The sequence below is a fragment of the Fodinicurvata halophila genome (assembly GCF_042651425.1).
In the GTDB taxonomy this organism is placed as follows: Bacteria; Pseudomonadota; Alphaproteobacteria; order Kiloniellales; family DSM-21159; genus Fodinicurvata; species Fodinicurvata halophila.
On the sequence record NZ_JBHSCW010000007.1, the window covers coordinates 206,464 to 224,881 of the forward strand.

The window sequence follows — 18,418 nt, forward strand, 5'->3', positions numbered from 1 at the left end:
TTTCACGTTTCGTTGCCGTAATTCTGTCGATGCCGCAGCCCTCTGGCAAGCATAACCGAGGGTGGGGCTACGTGCTTTCGGGCGAACCGGGGAAATCGATTTGACGTTTTATCGACAAAACGTCTAGATAGCCGCAAACGCAATCACGGGGATCCTGAAAAGATGAGCGAGCAGATGCAGCCCGGCGGAACAGGTGAATGGCAGTTCTGGGTCGATCGCGGTGGAACCTTCACCGACGTCGTCGCGCGCCGCCCCGACGGGGAGCTGGTCAGCCACAAGCTGCTGTCCGAGAATCCGGAACAGTACGAGGACGCCGCGCTGCACGGCATCCGCACGCTGCTGGGCCTCAAGGGCGACGAGCGCATCCCGGCAGACACCGTCGATGCCATCAAGATGGGCACCACGGTGGCGACCAACGCCCTGCTCGAGCGCAAGGGAGACCGCACGGTCCTTGCCATCACGCGCGGGTTCCGCGACGCGCTGCGCATCGCCTACCAGAACCGCCCGCATCTCTTCACCCGGCGCATCCAGCTGCCCGAACTGCTCTATGAGGAGGTGGTGGAGATCGAGGAGCGGCTGTTCTCCGACGGGCGCATCGAGACCCCGCTGGACCCTGAGGCGGCCCGCCGCGACCTGCAGGCCGCCTATGACAAGGGCATCCGCTCGCTGGCCATCGTGCTGATGCACGGCTATCGCTTCAGCGACCACGAGAAGACGCTGGCGCAGATCGGTCGCGAGATCGGATTCACGCAGATCTCGGTCAGCCACGAGGTCAGCCCGCTGATGAAGCTTGTGGGCCGCGGCGACACCACTGTGGTGGACGCCTATCTCTCGCCCATCCTGCGCCGCTACGTGGACCTGATCGCCGGCCAGCTGGGCGAGGACGAGTCCGAGAGCGTGCGCCTGATGTTCATGCAGTCCAACGGGGGCCTGACCGACGCGCGCGCCTTCCAGGGCAAGGATTCCATCCTGTCGGGCCCGGCCGGCGGCATTGTCGGGGCCGTGCGCACGGCGGCCATGGGCGGATTCGAGAAGATCATCACCTTCGACATGGGCGGCACCTCGACCGACGTGGCGCACTATGACGGCGAGTACGAGCGCGCCTTCGAGACCCAGGTGGCCGGCGTGCGCATGCGTGCGCCGATGATGCAGATTCACACGGTTGCCGCCGGCGGCGGCTCGATCCTGCACTTCGACGGCTCGCGCTATCGCGTCGGGCCGGACTCGGCTGGTGCCAACCCCGGGCCAACCTGCTACCGCCGTGGCGGACCGCTGGCGGTGACCGATGCCAACGTCATGCTGGGCCGCATCCAGCCGGACTTCTTTCCGCGCGTCTTCGGACCCAATGCCGACGAGCCGCTGGATGCCGAGGCCGTGCGCGCCAAGTTCGAGGAGATGGCCAAGGACATCCACGACAAGACCGGCGACACCCGCACGCCCGAAGAAGCGGCCGAGGGCTTCCGCCGCATCGCCGTGGAGAACATGGCCAATGCCATCAAGAAGATCTCCATCCAGCGCGGCTATGACGTCAGCGACTACACCCTGAACTGCTTCGGCGGGGCCGGCGGACAGCAGGCCTGCGACATCGCCGACACCCTGGGCATGACACGTATCTTCCTGCACCCCTTCGCCGGTGTGCTCTCGGCCTATGGCATGGGCCTGGCCGACATCCGTGTCATCAAGGAGCAGTCCATCGAGCAGCGCCTGGACGAGAGTCTGCAGCAGGTCGAGGCCGAACTGGACCGCCTGGCCGGCGAGGCCGAGGCCGAGGTGCTCGACCAGGGCGTGGAGCAAGCGAACATCGAGAAGCTGCGCAAGGTGCACCTGCGCTACGAGGGCACCGACAGTCCGCTGATCGTGGATTACGGCAACCGCGACGCGATCGTTGCCGCCTTCGAGGCTGCCTATATCCAGCGCTTCGGCTTCACCATGCCCGAGAAGGCGCACATCGTGGAGGCGGTCTCGGTGGAGGCCATCGGCCACACCGACGCCGCCGAGGATCCGGTGCTGGAGGAGGGCACGCGCGACAAACCGCTCGAGCCGCTGGCCCGCAAGCCCTTCCACAGCGGCGGCAAGTGGGTCGAGGCGCCGGTCTATGACCGCGACGCCATGCTGCCCGGCGATGCCGTGGACGGACCGGCCGTGCTGATCGAGAAGACCTCGACCACGGTGATCGAGGCCGGCTGGCGCGGCAAGCTGACCAACCGCAACCACGTTGTGCTGGAGCGCGTGCAGCCGCTGGAGCGCGAGTATGCCGTGGGCACCCAGGTGGATCCCGTGATGCTGGAGGTCTTCAACAACCTGTTCATGTCGATTGCCGAGCAGATGGGCTCGACGCTGGAGAAGACCGCCTATTCCGTGAACATCAAGGAGCGCCTGGACTTCTCCTGCGCGCTGTTCACGCCGGCCGGCGACCTGGTGGCCAACGCCCCGCACATGCCGGTGCATCTGGGCTCCATGAGCGAATCTATCCGCGCCGTGATCCGCAACAATGAGGGTGCGATCGCGCCGGGCGATGTCTATGTGCTGAACGCGCCCTACAACGGGGGCACGCACCTGCCCGACATCACCGTGGTGACTCCGGTGTTCGACGAGGCAGAGACGGAGATCCTGTTCTACGTGGCCAGCCGTGGACACCATGCCGATGTCGGCGGGCTGACCCCCGGCTCCATGCCGCCCAATTCGCACACGGTCGAGGAAGAGGGCGTGCTGATCGACAACTTCAAGCTGGTGGACCGCGGGCAGTTCCGCGAGCAGGCCCTGCGCGAGCTGCTGGGCTCGGGCAAGTACCCTGCCCGCAACCCGGACCAGAACATCGCCGACCTGCAGGCCCAGATCGCCGCCAACCACAAGGGCATCGGCGAACTGCGCCGCATCGTCACGCAGTTCGGGCTGGACGTGGTGCAGGCCTATATGGGCCACGTCCAGGACAATGCCGAGGAACAGGTGCGCCGCGTGCTGGACCGCCTGACCGACGGCGAGTTCGTCTATCCCATGGACGATGGCAGCCAGATCGCGGTCAAGATCTCCATCGACAAGCAGGCCCGCCAGGCCCGCATCGACTTCACCGGCACCAGCGAGCAGCAGCCCAGCAATTTCAACGCCCCGGCGGCCGTCTGCCGGGCGGCGGTGCTGTATGTCTTCCGCACCCTGGTGGAGGACGAGATCCCGATGAACGAGGGCTGCCTGAAGCCGCTGGAGATCGTGCTGCCCGAAGGCTGCATGCTGAATCCCAAGTATCCGGCCGCCGTGGTGGCCGGCAACGTGGAGACCAGCCAGGCCATCACCGACTGCCTCTATGGCGCCACCCGCACCATGGCCGGCGCCCAGGGCACCATGAACAACCTGACCTTCGGCAACGACCGCTACCAGTACTACGAGACCGTCTGCGGCGGCTCGGGCGCCGGGCCGGACTTCAAGGGCTGCGACGCGGTGCACACCCACATGACCAACTCGCGCCTGACCGATCCGGAGATCCTGGAATGGCGCTTCCCAGTGCTGCTGGACTCCTTCGAGGTGCGCCGCGGCTCCGGCGGCAAGGGCAGGTACCGCGGCGGTGACGGCACGGTGCGCCGCCTGCGTTTCCTGGAGCCCATGACGGCCTCGATCCTGTCCAGCCACCGCAAGGTGCCGAACTTCGGCGTCGACGGCGGTGAGCCGGGCGCGCTCGGCCGCAACGCGGTGGTGCGCAAGGACGGCACGGTCGATGAGCTGTCCGGCACCGACCGGGCGGAGATGGAGGCGGGCGACGTCTTCCTGGTGGAAACCCCGGGCGGCGGCGGCTACGGCAAGGCGTGAGTCATAACGTGAGTGGCAGGTTCGTCAGCAGGATGCAGCGGACCTGCCATCTTCTTCTCTGCCACTGTATGATTTCGCGGCGAAGATTCACGAAGTGTGTTGGGTGAAGTTGGCCAGCAGCCGCCTGGAGAGGAGGATGCAGCTTCTCAGCCACATATCTGCCCGTATTCGGACGCCCACGTGATCGCAGAGCACCAGACGAGCCAGATGACACTTGATCAGCGGGCGAGACACCCCGATCTTGCCGTCAAACAGCAGGCCACTTTGGGAAAGTCGGCACGGCCTCGTATTTCCTGGGTGAGCTTTGCCCAGGACAACAACCTTGGCGAAACTGCCCTCCCTCCTGAAGAGGACGAATGTGATGTGGCAAGGGGCAGGACGTTCCCCAACTGATGCAGTCGAAAACCTAGACAATACCGCAGCAATAGACCCGGGGCGGGGCTGGCAATGGTGGCCGGGCCTGTGCTTGGCGCTGGCCGTCCTGTACGTCGCACTCCCCTATGGGCGCCTGGCAGCTATCATCTACCCGGTTGCCACCGTTGTTGCCGCTGCGGGCATCGCGGCTGCTGCGTACCGCCGGCAAAGGCTTTTCCGGCCGGTGGCCTGGATGCTTGTTGCCGGAGCCCTGGTCTTGGCCGCCATCGGCCACGGCATCTGGTATTGGCTCGAACTTAGTGGGCTGGAGCCGTTTCCTTCGTCCGCCGATATATTCTACCTGGCCGTCTACCCTTTGTTCATGGCCGCGCTCTGGGTCCTGCGCTGCCGGAGCGACCGCGACGACGGCGCCTTGAGCGACGCTCTCATCGTCGGCACGTCGGCGGCCGTCATCGGCTGGGCGCTACTGATCGCGCCCTACATGAACGACCCGAACCTCAGCCTGAGCCAGTTGCTCGTCTCGACGGCCTATCCGGTTGCCGACCTGATCCTGCTTCCGTTGGTCCTGCGCCTGGTATTCCTGCAACAGACCCGCATCCTTGCCCACCTTTTCCTGCTGCTCGGCATGCTGGCCTATCTGACGGCGGACCTTTTGTACGCCCACGGTAATCTGGTCGGTTGGTACGCGCCCGGCGGCTTAACGGACGGGCTCTGGCTGGTGGCCTACGCCCTTTTTGCTGCGGCTGCGTGGCATCCCTCTGCCGCGTTGGAGCCTTTCGTCCATGCATCCAATGTCGAGCTGTCACGGCGCCGCTTGCTCGTCCTTGGAGTGACCTCCGTCCTGGTCCCTGCAATGATCCTGCTGACGGCAGAGCGGGACACGGAAATCGTGCAGGTCGGCGCCATTGCCACGATCGTTCTGCTCCTGCTGGTGATGCACCGCATGGACGGACTGCTGAAGGAAACCCACCGCCAGTCGGATGCGCTGGAAAGGCTCACACGGCTCGACCCGCTGACCGGCGCGGCCAACCGCCGCCAGTTGAGCAAGGACCTGGCCCGCGAGATGGCGCGCGCTGAACGAACCGGAGCGCCCCTGGGCCTGGCCTTCCTCGATCTCGACCACTTCAAGCAATTCAACGATACCCACGGCCACTGGGCCGGCGATGCACTGCTGCAGGACTTGGTTACCGCTTGGCGGGAGGGAATGCGCCCCTCCGACGTGCTTGCCCGGTTCGGAGGCGAGGAATTCGTCGTTGTCCTTCCCGACACCGGCATGGAAGCGGGCAGCCAGGCAATCGAACGCCTGCGCCGGAGACTGCCCCAGAATCAGACCTGCTCCGCCGGCCTCGCGGTCTTTCGATCGGGCGAGAGCGCCGATTCTCTCATCCATCGCGCCGACCAAGCGCTCTATGCCGCCAAGGACACCGGCCGCGACCGCCTCGTCTGCGCCTGACGGCACCTTGAGCTCTGTCGGGGTGAAACCACTCCATAGCAGCCGATCCCAACTGCACTTTGGCACATTTCATTGCCGATGGAGCAGGAGCTATCCACTGCATTCGCTTCAGGTTTCCTCGTGACGTTCCAGGTAGCCGGCGGGCAGGGTCCAGTAGTCCATGCGCGGATGGATGGCGCGGTGAGGGCGTCACGGCAAGACATCGCGACCGTGCGGGGACGGTCCGGAGGAACGCTGTAACGACCGACGGGAAGACCGGCCGGCTGAGGTCTGAAGGTTGATGAAGCTGCCGCGCCAGGCCGGCTCGCCGGTTTCGCTCTGTACCGAAGCTCAGCTTGCAATCAATCGCTTTGCTGTCTAAGCTTGAACTCAACCAAGCGCGGGCTCGGAAATACTCCGGTATCGGAGGGTCGCCGATGACACCGCGAACAAGAACAAACAGGCGTCGTGCTGCCTTATGGGAACGCCGCAAGCAGCGGTGGAGGCGGTCGGGGTCGGGACTGTAACGGGGAGCGCTGTACAGGTAATGGCGGAGTCCGAGTATGTACTTGAGGCCGAAGGACTGACGAAACAGTTTCGCGGCTTCTACGCCGTCAATGGCGTGAACCTGAAGGTGCGGCGCGGCAGCATACACGCGCTGATCGGCCCGAACGGCGCGGGCAAGACCACCGTCTTTAACCTGCTCACGAAGTTCCTCGAGCCCACGTCAGGCCGTATCCTCTACAAGGGCGAGGATATCACGGGCACCGGCTCCGCCGCCGTCGCACGCAAGGGCATGGTGCGCTCGTTCCAGATTTCAGCCGTCTTTCCGCGGCTCACCGCGCTCGAGAACGTGCGTATCGCCCTGCAGCGCCCGACCGGCCTGACCTATCAGTTCTGGAAGGCCGAAGAGGTCCTCGATTCGCTGAATGACCGGGCGCTCGAATTGCTGGCCGCCGTTGCCCTGGACGATGCCGCACACACACCTGCGGGCGAATTGCCCTATGGTCGCAAGCGCTCGCTGGAGATTGCCACGACACTGGCACTGGAGCCCGAATTCCTGCTGCTGGACGAGCCGACCGCAGGCATGGCGCACGAGGATGTCAGCCGGGTTTCGGCATTGATCCGCCAGGTGTCCAAGGACCGCACGGTGCTGCTGGTCGAACACAATCTGGGCGTGGTCGCCGACCTGTCGGACACCATTACCGTCCTGCAGCGCGGGGAGGTGTTGGTCGAAGGCGACTACCAGACCCTGGCCAACGATCCCGCAGTGCGCGAAGCCTATATGGGAACCGGTCATGCTTGAGGGCGCAACGGACATGGCCGAAGAGACAAGGCAGGACCGCACATCGCTTCTCGAGGTGTCCGGCCTGCATGCCTATTACGGGGAATCGCACGTCCTGCACGGCAGCAGCTTCGTCGTCCCCGAGGGTGAGGTCGTCACGCTGCTCGGCCGCAACGGCGCGGGCAAGACAACGACCCTGCGCTCCATCATGGGCATGGTGCGCGATCGGCGCGGTTCGATCCGTTTTGGCGACCGGGAACTGATCAACCTCACCTCGAACCGCATCGCGAGCCTCGGTATCGGCTATTGCCCCGAAGAGCGCGGCATCTTCGCCAGCCTCGACGTCGAGGAGAACCTGATGCTGCCGCCCACGGTGGCGGCCGGCGGCATGAGCCTCGACGAGATCTATGCCCTCTTCCCCAACCTCAAGGAACGCCGTCGGAGTTCGGGCACCAAGCTCTCCGGCGGTGAGCAGCAGATGCTCGCCATCGGCCGTATCCTGCGCACGGGAGCGCGGCTGCTGCTGCTCGACGAGCCGACCGAGGGCCTGGCTCCGGTCATCGTCCAACAGATCCACGACGTCATTTCCCAGCTGAAGGAAAAGGACTTCACGATCCTGCTCGTCGAACAGAACTACCACTTTGCCGCCACGGTCGCCGACCGTCATTTCATCATGGAGAACGGCCGCGTGGCCGAGGAGGTACGCAAGAACGAGCTGGAGGAAAAGCAGGATATAATCGATACCTATCTGGGGGTCTAGGTGCCCGCGGGCCCCGGCATCCCCATAATCACAGGGAGGAAAAAATGAAACGTACAACAACATTGACCTTGAGTGCCCTTGCGGCACTGGCGATGGGCCTGCCGGCCCAGGCCGAAATCTCCGACGATGTCGTCAAGATCGGCGTGCTGAACGACCAGTCGGGTCTCTATGCCGACCTCGCCGGGCAAGGGTCGGTCGAGGCCGCACGCATGGCTGTCGAGGACTTCGGCGGCACCCTCAACGGCAAGGAAATCGAGATCGTCTCGGCGGATCACCAGAACAAGCCTGACGTCGGTTCGAGCATTGCGCGCGAATGGATCGACGAGGAAGGTGTCGACGTGATCGTGGACGTGCCGACCTCGTCGGTCGCCCTGGCGGTCCAGGAGGTCACGCGCGACAAGGACACGGCCTTCCTGATCAACGGGGCCGCCACCACCAGCCTGACCAACGAGGAGTGTTCGCCAACCGGGGTGCACTACACGTATGACACCTACGCACTGGCCATCGGCACCGGCCGGGCGATCGTGCAGGAAGGCGGCGACAGCTGGTTCTTCATCACCGCCGACTATGCCTTCGGCCATTCGCTGGAGGAAAACACCTCGGAAGTGGTGCGCGAGAACGGCGGCGAGGTGGTCGGCAACATCCGCCATCCGCTGGACACCTCGGACTTTTCCTCCTACCTGCTGCAGGCGCAGGGCTCCGGATCGAAGGTGATCGGCCTTGCCAATGCGGGGTCGGATACCACCAACGCGATCAAGCAGGCCAATGAGTTCGGCATCGTGGAGGGCGGCCAGTCACTGGCAGCGCTGCTGATGTTCATAACCGACGTTCATGCACTCGGTCTCGATGTGGCCCAGGGGCTGCAGCTGACCACCGGCTTCGTCTGGAACATGAATGACGAGACCCTCGCCTTCGCCAAACGCTTCTCGGAGCGCCGCGACGGCCAGTATCCGACCATGGTGCATGCCGGCGTCTATTCCTCGGTGGCGCACTACCTCAAGGCGGTGGCCGAGATCGATGACGACGGCGGCGAAGCGGCCGTCGACCAGATGAAGAAGATGCCCATCAACGACTTCTTCGCGCCAAACGGCGAGATCCGTGCGGATGGCCGCATGGTGCATGACATGTACCTGGTCGAAGTCAAGTCGCCGGACGAATCCGAGGGCGACTGGGACTATTACAACGTCCTCGCCACCATTCCCGGGGACGAGGCCTATCAGCCGCTCTCCGAGAGCACCTGCCCGCTGGTGGAGTGATCTCCGGGCACGAACTGCAAGCGGGGCCGGGATTGGCCTGCCATAAGAGGAGGAGTTGATGACGGAACTGCTGGGGATACCGCCTCAGGTCCTGTTCGGACAGGTCATGCTCGGGCTTATCAACGGGTCGTTCTACGCGTTGCTGAGCCTGGGTCTGGCCGTGATCTTCGGCATGCTCAACGTCATCAACTTCGCCCATGGGGCGCTCTACATGATGGGCGCTTTCGTGGCATGGATGATGCTGAACTATCTCGGCATCGGCTATTGGCCATCCCTGATCCTGGGCCCGCTTGTTGTCGGCGCCGTCGGCATGGTGCTCGAGCGCACCATGCTGGCGCGTCTTTATCATCTGGACCACCTCTACGGATTGCTGCTGACCTTCGGGCTCGCTCTCATCATTCAGGGTCTGTTTCGCAATGCCTATGGTGTCTCGGGCACACCCTACCCGATTCCGGAGGTGCTCTCCGGGGGGCAGAACCTCGGCTTCATGTTCCTGCCCAACTATCGCGCCTGGGTGGTGGTCGCCGCCGTGATCGTCTGTTTTGGAACCTGGTTCCTGATCGAGCGCACCCGGATCGGCTCGTACCTTCGGGCGGCGGTGGAGAACCAGGAGCTGGTGCGCGCGTTCGGCATCAACGTGCCGCTGCTGATGACGCTGGCCTATGGTGGCGCTGTGGCGCTGGCGGGCTTCGCCGGCGTCATGGCCGCGCCGATCTATCAGGTGAGCCCCCTGATGGGGCAGGACATCATCATCAAGGTCTTCGCCATCGTGGTGATCGGCGGGCTCGGCTCGATTCTTGGCTCGATCGTCACCGGCCTTGGCGTCGGCGTGATCGAGGGGATGACGAAGGTGTTCTATCCCGAGGGGTCCAACGTTGTCGTATTCGTCCTGATGGCCATTGTCCTGGCCATCAGGCCTCACGGGTTGTTTGGCAGGCCACGCACATGACGGTTGCGAACGAGACATCAGAGAAGAGTTCGGGCATGCGGAGGCTGTCGAGTTTTCTGGCCGACCGACGCGTGCGGCTTGCGGGATTCGCGCTCGGGGCGCTCCTGATCGCGATTGCGCCCTTTCTGGGCCTCTACCCCATATACCTGATGAAGCTGCTGTGCTTCGCCCTGTTCGCCTTTGCGTTCAACCTGCTGCTCGGCTACGTGGGCCTGCTGTCTTTCGGGCATGCGGCGTTCTTCGGGATGGCGGCCTATGTGTCGGCGCACGCGATCAAGGTCTGGGGGCTGACCCCCGAGTTGGGAATCCTCACCGGAACGGCGGTTGCCTGCCTGCTCGGTGCGGCTTTCGGCTCGCTGGCCATTCGCCAGCGGGGCATCTACTTCGCGATGATCACCCTGGCCCTGGCGCAGATGGTCTATTTCTTCTCGCTGCAGGCGGGGTTCACTCACGGCGAGGACGGAATCCAGGGTGTGCCGCGTGGGCACCTGCTGGGCTTCATCGATCTCTCGCAGACGATGAACCTCTACTACTTTGTCATGGCCGTCTTCATCATCGGTTTCTACGTGATCTATCGCGCGATCCACTCGCCCTTCGGACAGATCCTGAAGGCGATCCGTGAAAACGAGACGCGTGTCACGTCGCTGGGCTACAACGTCAGCGCCCTGAAGGTCGGCGCCTTCACGCTGTCGGCGACGGTGACGGGACTTGCCGGTGCCACGAAGGCGGTGGTGTTCCAGACGGCGACCCTGACCGACGTGCACTGGACCATGTCCGGCGAGGTGGTGCTGATGACCCTGCTCGGCGGCATGGGCACGGTGCTCGGACCCCTGGTGGGGGCCGGGGTCGTCATTACCCTGCAGGACTACCTCGCGGGCATCGGCTCCTGGGTGACGGTCATCATCGGAGCGATTTTCGTCATCTGCGTCCTGGTCTTCCGTCGCGGCATCATCGGTGAGCTGGCCCGCATCCTGCGGATCCAGGCGTAGGCGCAGACCGTATCGTGTGAACGAAGCCAGGCCGTTCGCGTTCAAGGGCGCCAGAGGTGTTACCGCTCCATCCTGCCCGTCTCGCCAGGCGGGTTGGCGAAGGGCGGGAAGTCCTGGCGATCCTGGACCTCGCGATGGTGGGTGAGCGCCCAGTGGACGCTGGGAAATGCGATTTCGTCCCAGGGAATATCCGCCCAGTCGAACAGCCTGACCTCCGCCGATTCCGGGCCGCAGGCCACCTTCTGGTGGCGCAGGCGGGCGCGGTATATCAGCTGGACCTGGCTGATGCGCGGGATGCTGTAGACGGCCAGCAGGCGGTCGATTTCCAGTTCGGCGCAGGCTTCCTCGCGCGCCTCGCGCAGTGCGCCTTCCAGCGGTTCCTCATGCAGTTCCAGATAGCCGGCCGGCAGGGTCCAATAGCCCTTGCGCGGATGGATGGCCCGGCGGCAGAGCAGGATCCGGCCCTGCCACTCGGCCACCGAGCCGACGACGATCTTGGGATTCTGGTAGTGGACGAAGCCGCAATCACGGCAGACGAGACGTTCCCGGTCGTCGCCCTCGGGCACGCGGCTTTCGAAGTTGTTGTCGCTCTGTGGGGCGGACTCGCTCATGCCCCAGAGAATGGCGCGGCGGAGACGCGACGACAAGACACGGGATCGTTCCGAGAAGAGGCGGGCCTCAGGCCTTCATGTTGACGAAGCTGCCACGCCAGGCCGGCTCGCCGGCCTCACCCTTCTGTTGGGCGGCGGAGATGGTCTTGTCGGTCGGCAGGTCGTTGTTGGAGCTCGGGCCGCTTCCGGTGGGTTTGGTCTCGCCGGGCGCTCCGTCGCGCGGCACGCTCTGGCCCACATCCTGGGGCGAGTCCTTGGGCGGGCCGGGACGACTCATGTCGTCCAACGACTTGGTGAAGGAACCCAGTAGGTTCGATATGCCCGGATGAACTTGCATGTGCCGAGTATGTCCCGGCAGGTCTTAACAAAAGGTTAAGGCGATATGCGGTTTCCTCGCTGGCGCGAATGCTCTAAAGCAGGGCCATGACCACCCCTCGCCGCAAGAAACCCGCCGCTGAAAGCCAGCCCGGTGACCCGCGCCGCCTGGCCCTGGAGGCGTTGCAGGAAATCCTGCAGACGGGCCGTCCGCTCGAGGAGGCGCTGGCCGCCCAATCCGGCTATAGCGCCCTGGAGAGCCGGGATCGTGCCTTTGCCCGTCGACTTCTTGCCGGAACGCTGCGCCGCCTGGGGCAGATCGATGACCTGCTGGCGCGCCTGCTGGAGCGCCCCCTGGGGGCACGCCAGGCACGGGCACTGAACATCCTGCGTCTTGGCGCCTGCCAGCTGGCGTTCCTGGAAACGCCCGCCCACGCGGCGGTCAGCACGGCCATGAACCTGGCCGAGCATCCGCGCAGCCGCGCCCTGAAGGGATTGATCAACGGCGTCCTGCGACGCCTGGATCGCGAGAAGGAAACGTTGCTGGCTGAACAGGACGAAGCCAGATTGAATCTGCCCTCTTGGCTGTGGGACAGGCTGGAGACGGCTTACGGAGAAAGTCGCCTGCGCGACAGCCTGGCGGTGCAACTGCGGGAACCGCCACTGGACCTGACGTTGAAGGATACACGCGAGGAGGCGGAGCTGGCGGCCGCTCTCGAGGCCCAGGTCTTGCCGTTCGGAGGGCTGCGCCTGCCCTCGGGACGCGGCGAGATCAGCGCCCTGCCCGGTTATGGCGAGGGCCGCTGGTGGGTGCAGGATGCAGCCGCGGCCTTGCCGGTACGGCTGGCGGGCACGTTGGCCGGCCGCAGTGCCTACGATCTCTGCGCCGCGCCCGGGGGCAAGACCTGCCAGCTGGCCGCCGCCGGCGCCGAGGTCACGGCGGTGGATCTCTCCGCTGCCCGCCTGGAACGCCTGCAGGACAACCTGATGCGCCTTGGCCTGAGCGCATCCGTGGTGACGGCCGATGTGGCGAAGTGGCGGGCGCCGGCGACAGCCGATGTGGTGCTACTGGACGCGCCCTGCAGCGCCACGGGCACGCTGCGCCGGCATCCCGATGTGGCCTGGTCGAAGCAGGGCGGGGACATAACGTTCCTTTGCGACCTGCAGGATCGCCTGCTGGATTCGGCGGCCGGCATGGTGGCGCCGGGCGGGCTGCTGATCTATGCCACCTGTTCGCTGTTGCCCGAGGAGGGACCGGCACGTATCGAACGCTTCCTGGCCGATCATTCCGGCTTCGATCGGGTGCCGGTGACGACTACGGAGGTCGGCGGCCTGGGCGAGCTTTTGAGCGAGGCCGGCGACCTGCGCACCCTGCCCTGTCACCTGGCCGAGCTGGGCGGACTGGATGGTTTCTATGCCTGTCGGCTGCGGCGGCGGCCAGTGGAATGACGCGGACCCGGCGTCCACGACGCCGGGATTGTCCCTGGACAGCTTTGACGGGGGCGCAGCTTGCTGATATCACCCGAAGACTTCCGGTTTTGCTTCGAGACCCTCTTTACAAGCGTAAGGTCCGCCTTCCCGATGCAGAAGAACATACGTATCGCCCCGTCCATCCTCTCCGCCGACTTCGCGGCCCTGGGCCAGGAGGTTCGCGCCATCACCGAGGCAGGTGCCGATTATGTCCACGTGGATGTGATGGATGGTCATTTCGTGCCGAACATCACCATCGGCCCGGACGTGGTGAAGGCCCTGCGGCCGCACAGCGAGCGGACCTTCGATGTCCACCTGATGATCTCTCCGGTCGATCCCTATATCGAGGGGTTCGCCAAGGCAGGTGCCGACATCATCACCGTGCACCCCGAGGCCGGGCCGCATGTGCATCGCACGTTGCAGCTGATCAAGTCCTTCGGCAAGAAGGCCGGCGTCTCGATCAATCCGGGGACGCCACTGGCCCCCGTGAAGCCGCTGATGGAAGAGGTCGACCTGATCCTGGTGATGAGCGTCAATCCAGGATTCGGCGGGCAGGCTTTCATTCCGGAGAGCCTGCGCAAGCTGGAGTCCCTGCGCCGCATGATCGATGACAGCGGGCGCGACATCGACCTGGAGGTCGACGGCGGCATCAATCGCGAGACGGCGCCCCAGGCGATTGCCGCCGGGGCCGACGTTCTGGTGGCCGGGTCCGCCACCTTCAAGGGCGGGCCGGAGGCCTATGCCGAGAACATCCGCGCCCTGCGCGGACACGCCGGATGACGGAGGCCGCGGTGGCCGGCGAGACAGCGCCCGCACCGCCCGCGCAAAAAGACGTATGGCGCAAGGGGCGGAAACCACCGCTTTCGGCGCGGGTCCGAGCGCTGGGCGCCCTGCCGCGCCGCCTGCTCTGGCAGCGCCTGGTGTATCGTCTGAAACGGCCCTATTACCGCAGCCCGCTTTACGGCATCTTCCTGCCCCGGATCGAGAGCGCGACCCCGCTCTGCCTGCCGCCCGATCCCTGGCCGGGCGAGGCCGAGCGCGGGCGCGCCCTGGTGGACCTGCGCTTTACCTTCGCAGGCCAGACCCTGGAGAACCCGAGACCCTTATGGAGTCCGGAGCAGGCCTCGAAGGCCTGGCTGGAGGAGCTGCACAGCTTTTCCTGGCTGCGCGACCTGCGCGCCTGCAACGGTGATCCGGCACGTCGGCAGGCACGCGCGCTGACAACCGAATGGATGGAGAAGCATCGCACCTGGAGCAGCCCCGCCTGGGATCCGCTGGTCATCGGACGCCGGCTGTCGCATTGGCTGGGCCAGTACGACTTCTTCGCCGCCAGCGCCGAGATCGACTTCCGTCAGAAACTCCTTGAATCCGCTGCGCGGCAGGCCGCCCACCTGTCTTCTGTCTTGCCAGCCGGCCTGACCGGCGCGGACCTGATCGTGGCCCTGCGCGGCCTGGCCATCGCCGGTGCCTGCCTGCCGGATGGGCAACCCTGGCTGAAGCAGGCCTTGGCCCTGCTGTCCCGCGAACTGACGCAGCAGGTGCTGGCCGATGGCGGGCATTGCGAACGCAGCCCCGGCCGCCATCTTGCGGTGCTGCGCGACCTGGTGGATATCAAGGCCACCCTGCACGCCGCAGGTGCGCCTTTGCCCGACGAACTGCAGCTGGCGATCGAAGGCATGGGACCGACCTTGCGGCTGCTGCAGCACGGCGATGGCGGACTGGCGTTGTTCAATGGCTCGACGGCCGAGGAAGGGTTCAAGGTGGACATGGTGCTGCGCCGGGCCGATGCCCGCCGTCGTCCGCGTACTTCCGCACCTCAGACAGGGTTCCAGCGCATGCAGGCCGGACGTACGCTCGTACTTCTGGACAGTGGGTCGCCGGCGCCGCCGGGCCTGGACATGGCGGCCCATGCGGGAACGCTCAGCTTCGAGATGAGCGTCGGACGTGAACGCATGATCGTCAACTGCGGAGCCCCGGCCGGCCAGACCGGCAGCGATGCCCTGCGCCAGGCCTTGCGCGTCACCGCGGCCCACTCGACCCTGACCCTGGCGGAGACCAACTCCTCGCTGCTCTCCGGCGGGCGGGCCTTCTGGCAGACCGGTCTGGTGGCGCGCGCCGAGAACGTGCTCTGCCGGCGCAACGAGGAAGAGGGCGCGACCCTGCTGGAGACCCAGCACGACGGTTACGCCGAACGCCTGGGTGCCCTGCATCGGCGCATGCTCTACCTGGCGGCCAGCGGCGACGACCTGCGCGGCGAGGACCGGGTCGAACCCTCGGGCGCCGACCCGTTCGACCGCCCTCTGGACTTTACTGTACGCTTCCATCTTCATCCCAACGTACAGGCGGCCCTGGTGCAGACCGGGGACGCGGTGCTGCTGCGGTTGCCCAAGGCAGGCGGCTGGCGCTTGCGGTGCAGCGGGGCAGCGATCGCCCTGGAGGACTCGGTCTATTTCGGCGACACACAGCCGCGGCGCAGCCAACAGGTGGTGTTGCGCGGACGTTGCGGCCGGGACGGCGCGCGGGTCAAATGGGCCCTGCAGCGCGAAGCGGTGCGCGACAAGCCGGCGGGCAAGCGTTGAATTTTTTGCCGCGAGGGGGGACAAAGCGACCACTCTTGATTACAACAGGGCCTGAGATCCGCTGACCAGTAATCCGGAGTTCCCGCATGTCAGACCAGACACCCCAGGCTGATCGTCCGGCGCCCGTGAAGGTGCGCCGCGCCCTGCTCTCGCTTTATGACAAGAGCGGTCTCGTGACATTCGCCCGCTCCCTGGCGGCGCGCGATGTGGAGATCCTCTCCACGGGGGGGTCGGCAAAGGCACTGCGCGATGCCGGCATTCCGGTGACGGAGGTCAGCGACTACACCGGGTTTCCCGAGATTCTCGACGGCCGGGTCAAGACCCTGCACCCGAAGATCCATGGCGGCCTGCTGGGCCGCCGCGACCTGGAGAGCCACCGCACGGCGATGGAGGAACACGGGATCGGGCCCATCGACCTTTTGGCCGTCAATCTCTACCCCTTCCGCGAGACCGTGGCCTCCGGCGCCGGGCGCGCGGACTGCGTGGAGAAGATCGACATCGGCGGGCCGGCCATGCTGCGCGCGGCGGCCAAGAATCACGATGCCGTGGCCGTGCTGACCGACCCTGCGGATTACGATCGGGTGATCGAGCAGATGGATGGCGGTGGCCTGCAGCAGGACCTGTTGCGCGAACTGGCGGCGAAAGCCTTCGCGCACACGGCCGCTTACGATTCCGCCGTGGCCGGCTGGATGAATGCGGGGCAGGAGGTCGCTTTCCCGCCCTCTCTGGTGTTGGCTGGCGAACTGGGCGAGAAGCTGCGCTATGGCGAAAACCCGCACCAGCAAGCCGCCTTCTACGGCGGCGGCAACCGGCGCCCGGGCGTGGCCACGGCGCGCCAGCTGCAGGGCAAGGCGCTCAGCTACAACAACTACAACGATACCGATGCAGCCTTTGAACTGGTGGCCGAGTTCGACGATCCGGCCGTGGCCATCATCAAGCATGCCAATCCCTGCGGCGTGGCCGAGGGCGGCAGCCTGAAGGAGGCCTACGCGCGGGCACTGGCCTGTGATCCGGTCAGCGCCTTCGGCGGCATCATCGCCGTCAACAGACCGCTCGACGGCGAGACGGCGCAGGAGATCACGAAGCTGTTTGCCGAGGTTGTGATCGCCCCCGAGGCTGAGGCGGCCGCCTGCGATGTGCTGGCGGAGAAGAAGAACCTGCGCCTGCTGCTGACCGATGCCCTGCCCGATCCGGCGGAACCCGGGCTGTCCGTCAAGTCGCTGTCGGGCGGCTACCTGGTCCAGGACCGCGACAGCGGCTGTGTCGGACCCAGCGACCTGAAGACCGTCACGAAACGCAAGCCGGAGGCGCGCGAACTGTCGGACCTGCTGTTCGCCTTCCGCGTGGCCAAGCACGTGAAGTCCAACGCCATCGTCTATGCCCGCGACCGCGCGACCGTGGGCATCGGTGCCGGGCAGATGAGCCGCGTGGACTCCAGCCGGATTGCCGCCAGCAAGGCGAAGGACGCCTTCGGCGAGCAGGGGGCGAAGGGCGCCGTGGTGGCCTCGGATGCCTTCTTCCCCTTCGCCGACGGCCTGCTGGCCGCCGTCGAGGCCGGCGCCACCGCCGTGATCCAGCCCGGCGGGTCCATGCGCGACAAGGAGGTCATCGCCGCCGCCGACGAGGCCGGCATCGCCATGGTCTTCACCGGCATGCGCCACTTCCGGCACTGAGTGTTGAGCAGGACTCCCCGCGCCGTTCTTTACCCATCGAACCCATAGAGCCTGGCCGGGTTGTCGACCAGGATGCGCTGGCGGATGGCCTCGTCCGGGATCCAGTTGGCGAGGTCGTCCACCAGGTCGCCGTCGTCCGGCATGGGTGGCGACAGGTTGACGTGCGGCCAGTCGGTGCCGAACAGCAGGCGGTCCGGGTTGGCCTCCACCAGCGGGTCCACCAGGGGACGGACGTCGTCGAAGGGTGCCGTCGGCCGGGTGCTGATGCGATTGGGGCCGGAGACCTTCACCCAGGCACGGCCCTCGCGCACCAGACCGAGCAGGTCGCGGAAGGCGGGCAGCTCGGGGCCCAGGCGGGCCGGGAAGTGGCCGATGTGGTCGACCACGAAGGGAACCGGCAGGTCGTCGACCCGGCTGGCGAAGTCCGGCAGTTTCGAGAGATCCACCAGAAACTGTACATGCCACCCCAGCGACGCGAGGCGGGTACCGAGGCTGTTCAGCACCTCCAGGTCGACGCCGCCGCCGTAGACCAGGTTGATGCGGATGCCGCGCACGCCGACGCGCTGCATCGTCTCGAGATCGGTGTCCGTGACCGAGCTGTCGACGACGGCAATCCCGCGGAAGCTGTCATCCCCCGTCGGCCCCTTCGTCTCCAGGCACTCCACCATGAAGCTGTTGTCGGTGCCGTAGACGCTTGGCTGCACGAGAACGGCACGCTCGAAGCCGAGATGGCGCAAAAGCGCCTCGTACCTGTCCAGCGGGGCGTGGGAGGGCGAGTATTCCCGGTTCGGTGCCAGAGGGGTCCGGCCCTGCGGATCGAAGACATGAGCATGGCTGTCGCAGGCTCCGGCCGGAAGCGGGGTTGAGGGCCTGGCGGGATTGGCCACGGGGTCCGGGGTCACGGGAATCGAGTCGTTCATCGTCGC

At 65.8% G+C, this 18,418-nt stretch carries 14 protein-coding genes; 11 read left to right on the plus strand and 3 right to left on the minus strand.

Annotation, left to right across the window (positions count from 1 at the left end; genetic code table 11):
* Positions 1–162 precede the first annotated feature (162 nt).
* From ACFOW6_RS13235 to ACFOW6_RS13265, 7 genes are all read left to right on the plus strand, one after another.
* Positions 163–3,798, plus strand: a complete 3,636-nt coding sequence (locus tag ACFOW6_RS13235; RefSeq protein ID WP_382422859.1) for a hydantoinase B/oxoprolinase family protein — start codon at positions 163–165, stop codon at positions 3,796–3,798.
* A 466-nt stretch (positions 3,799–4,264) separates the two neighbouring features.
* Positions 4,265–5,626 (plus strand): GGDEF domain-containing protein, encoded by a 1,362-nt coding sequence (locus tag ACFOW6_RS13240; protein ID WP_382422860.1) that lies wholly within the window; start codon positions 4,265–4,267, stop codon positions 5,624–5,626.
* Positions 5,627–6,152: 526 nt separating this feature from the next.
* On the plus strand, positions 6,153–6,911 hold the full coding sequence (locus ACFOW6_RS13245) for an ABC transporter ATP-binding protein (RefSeq protein WP_382422861.1): 759 nt from the start codon (positions 6,153–6,155) through the stop codon (positions 6,909–6,911).
* Positions 6,904–7,650 carry an ABC transporter ATP-binding protein gene (locus ACFOW6_RS13250; RefSeq protein ID WP_382422862.1) on the plus strand — a complete coding sequence of 249 codons (747 nt, stop codon included), beginning with the start codon at positions 6,904–6,906 and terminating at the stop codon, positions 7,648–7,650. The genes ACFOW6_RS13245 and ACFOW6_RS13250 overlap by 8 nt, the downstream gene beginning before the upstream one ends.
* A 44-nt stretch (positions 7,651–7,694) precedes the next feature.
* The gene (locus ACFOW6_RS13255; protein ID WP_382422863.1) at positions 7,695–8,906 is read left to right on the plus strand and encodes an ABC transporter substrate-binding protein; all 1,212 of its coding nucleotides are present in this window, start codon (positions 7,695–7,697) and stop codon (positions 8,904–8,906) included.
* Between the two features lie 58 nt (positions 8,907–8,964).
* On the plus strand, positions 8,965–9,855 hold the full coding sequence (locus ACFOW6_RS13260; protein ID WP_382422864.1) for a branched-chain amino acid ABC transporter permease: 891 nt from the start codon (positions 8,965–8,967) through the stop codon (positions 9,853–9,855).
* Between the two features lie 35 nt (positions 9,856–9,890).
* Positions 9,891–10,844 carry a branched-chain amino acid ABC transporter permease gene (locus tag ACFOW6_RS13265; protein ID WP_449267367.1) on the plus strand — a complete coding sequence of 318 codons (954 nt, stop codon included), beginning with the start codon at positions 9,891–9,893 and terminating at the stop codon, positions 10,842–10,844.
* Positions 10,845–10,903: 59 nt separating this feature from the next.
* Here ACFOW6_RS13265 and ACFOW6_RS13270 read toward each other — a convergent pair whose 3' ends face one another.
* Together ACFOW6_RS13270 and ACFOW6_RS13275 are read right to left on the minus strand one after the other, a co-directional pair.
* Positions 10,904–11,455 (minus strand): NUDIX hydrolase, encoded by a 552-nt coding sequence (locus tag ACFOW6_RS13270; protein ID WP_382423010.1) that lies wholly within the window; start codon positions 11,453–11,455, stop codon positions 10,904–10,906.
* Between the two features lie 67 nt (positions 11,456–11,522).
* Entirely contained in the window at positions 11,523–11,792 is a 270-nt protein-coding gene (locus ACFOW6_RS13275) for a hypothetical protein (RefSeq protein WP_382422866.1), read from the minus strand.
* 86 nt (positions 11,793–11,878) lie between these two features.
* Here ACFOW6_RS13275 and ACFOW6_RS13280 point away from each other — a divergent pair, with 86 nt between their 5' ends.
* The 4 genes from ACFOW6_RS13280 to purH all read left to right on the plus strand — a co-directional run bounded on the left by ACFOW6_RS13280 (position 11,879) and on the right by purH (position 17,492).
* Positions 11,879–13,219, plus strand: a complete 1,341-nt coding sequence (locus ACFOW6_RS13280; protein ID WP_382422867.1) for an RsmB/NOP family class I SAM-dependent RNA methyltransferase — start codon at positions 11,879–11,881, stop codon at positions 13,217–13,219.
* Positions 13,220–13,351: 132 nt separating this feature from the next.
* Positions 13,352–14,020, plus strand: a complete 669-nt coding sequence (gene rpe, locus ACFOW6_RS13285) for a ribulose-phosphate 3-epimerase (RefSeq protein WP_382422868.1) — start codon at positions 13,352–13,354, stop codon at positions 14,018–14,020.
* Positions 14,017–15,819, plus strand: coding sequence for a heparinase II/III family protein (locus ACFOW6_RS13290; RefSeq protein WP_382422869.1), 1,803 nt, complete (start codon positions 14,017–14,019; stop codon positions 15,817–15,819). Before rpe ends, ACFOW6_RS13290 begins: the two co-directional genes overlap by 4 nt.
* A gap of 86 nt (positions 15,820–15,905) precedes the next feature.
* A complete protein-coding gene (gene purH / locus ACFOW6_RS13295; protein WP_382422870.1) occupies positions 15,906–17,492 on the plus strand; it encodes a bifunctional phosphoribosylaminoimidazolecarboxamide formyltransferase/IMP cyclohydrolase in 1,587 nt (528 codons plus the stop codon).
* Positions 17,493–17,521: 29 nt separating this feature from the next.
* Here the strand turns inward: purH and ACFOW6_RS13300 are convergent, their stop codons facing one another.
* Complete coding sequence (locus tag ACFOW6_RS13300) at positions 17,522–18,412, minus strand: amidohydrolase family protein (protein WP_382422871.1); 891 nt, start codon at positions 18,410–18,412, stop codon at positions 17,522–17,524.
* Positions 18,413–18,418 lie beyond the last annotated feature (6 nt).

Excerpts from the sequence above, each read along its gene's own strand:
- ACFOW6_RS13235 (WP_382422859.1), top strand. The coding sequence starts at position 163 with ATGAGCGAGCAGATGCAGCCCGGCGGAACAGGTGAATGGCAGTTCTGG.
- ACFOW6_RS13245 (WP_382422861.1), top strand. The coding sequence starts at position 6,153 with ATGGCGGAGTCCGAGTATGTACTTGAGGCCGAAGGACTGACGAAACAG.
- ACFOW6_RS13250 (WP_382422862.1), top strand. The coding sequence starts at position 6,904 with ATGCTTGAGGGCGCAACGGACATGGCCGAAGAGACAAGGCAGGACCGC.
- ACFOW6_RS13255 (WP_382422863.1), top strand. The coding sequence starts at position 7,695 with ATGAAACGTACAACAACATTGACCTTGAGTGCCCTTGCGGCACTGGCG.
- ACFOW6_RS13260 (WP_382422864.1), top strand. The coding sequence starts at position 8,965 with ATGACGGAACTGCTGGGGATACCGCCTCAGGTCCTGTTCGGACAGGTC.
- ACFOW6_RS13265 (WP_449267367.1), top strand. The coding sequence starts at position 9,891 with ATGCGGAGGCTGTCGAGTTTTCTGGCCGACCGACGCGTGCGGCTTGCG.
- ACFOW6_RS13270 (WP_382423010.1), bottom strand. The coding sequence starts at position 11,455 with ATGAGCGAGTCCGCCCCACAGAGCGACAACAACTTCGAAAGCCGCGTG.
- ACFOW6_RS13275 (WP_382422866.1), bottom strand. The coding sequence starts at position 11,792 with ATGCAAGTTCATCCGGGCATATCGAACCTACTGGGTTCCTTCACCAAG.
- ACFOW6_RS13280 (WP_382422867.1), top strand. The coding sequence starts at position 11,879 with ATGACCACCCCTCGCCGCAAGAAACCCGCCGCTGAAAGCCAGCCCGGT.
- rpe (WP_382422868.1), top strand. The coding sequence starts at position 13,352 with ATGCAGAAGAACATACGTATCGCCCCGTCCATCCTCTCCGCCGACTTC.
- ACFOW6_RS13290 (WP_382422869.1), top strand. The coding sequence starts at position 14,017 with ATGACGGAGGCCGCGGTGGCCGGCGAGACAGCGCCCGCACCGCCCGCG.
- purH (WP_382422870.1), top strand. The coding sequence starts at position 15,906 with ATGTCAGACCAGACACCCCAGGCTGATCGTCCGGCGCCCGTGAAGGTG.
- ACFOW6_RS13300 (WP_382422871.1), bottom strand. The coding sequence starts at position 18,412 with ATGAACGACTCGATTCCCGTGACCCCGGACCCCGTGGCCAATCCCGCC.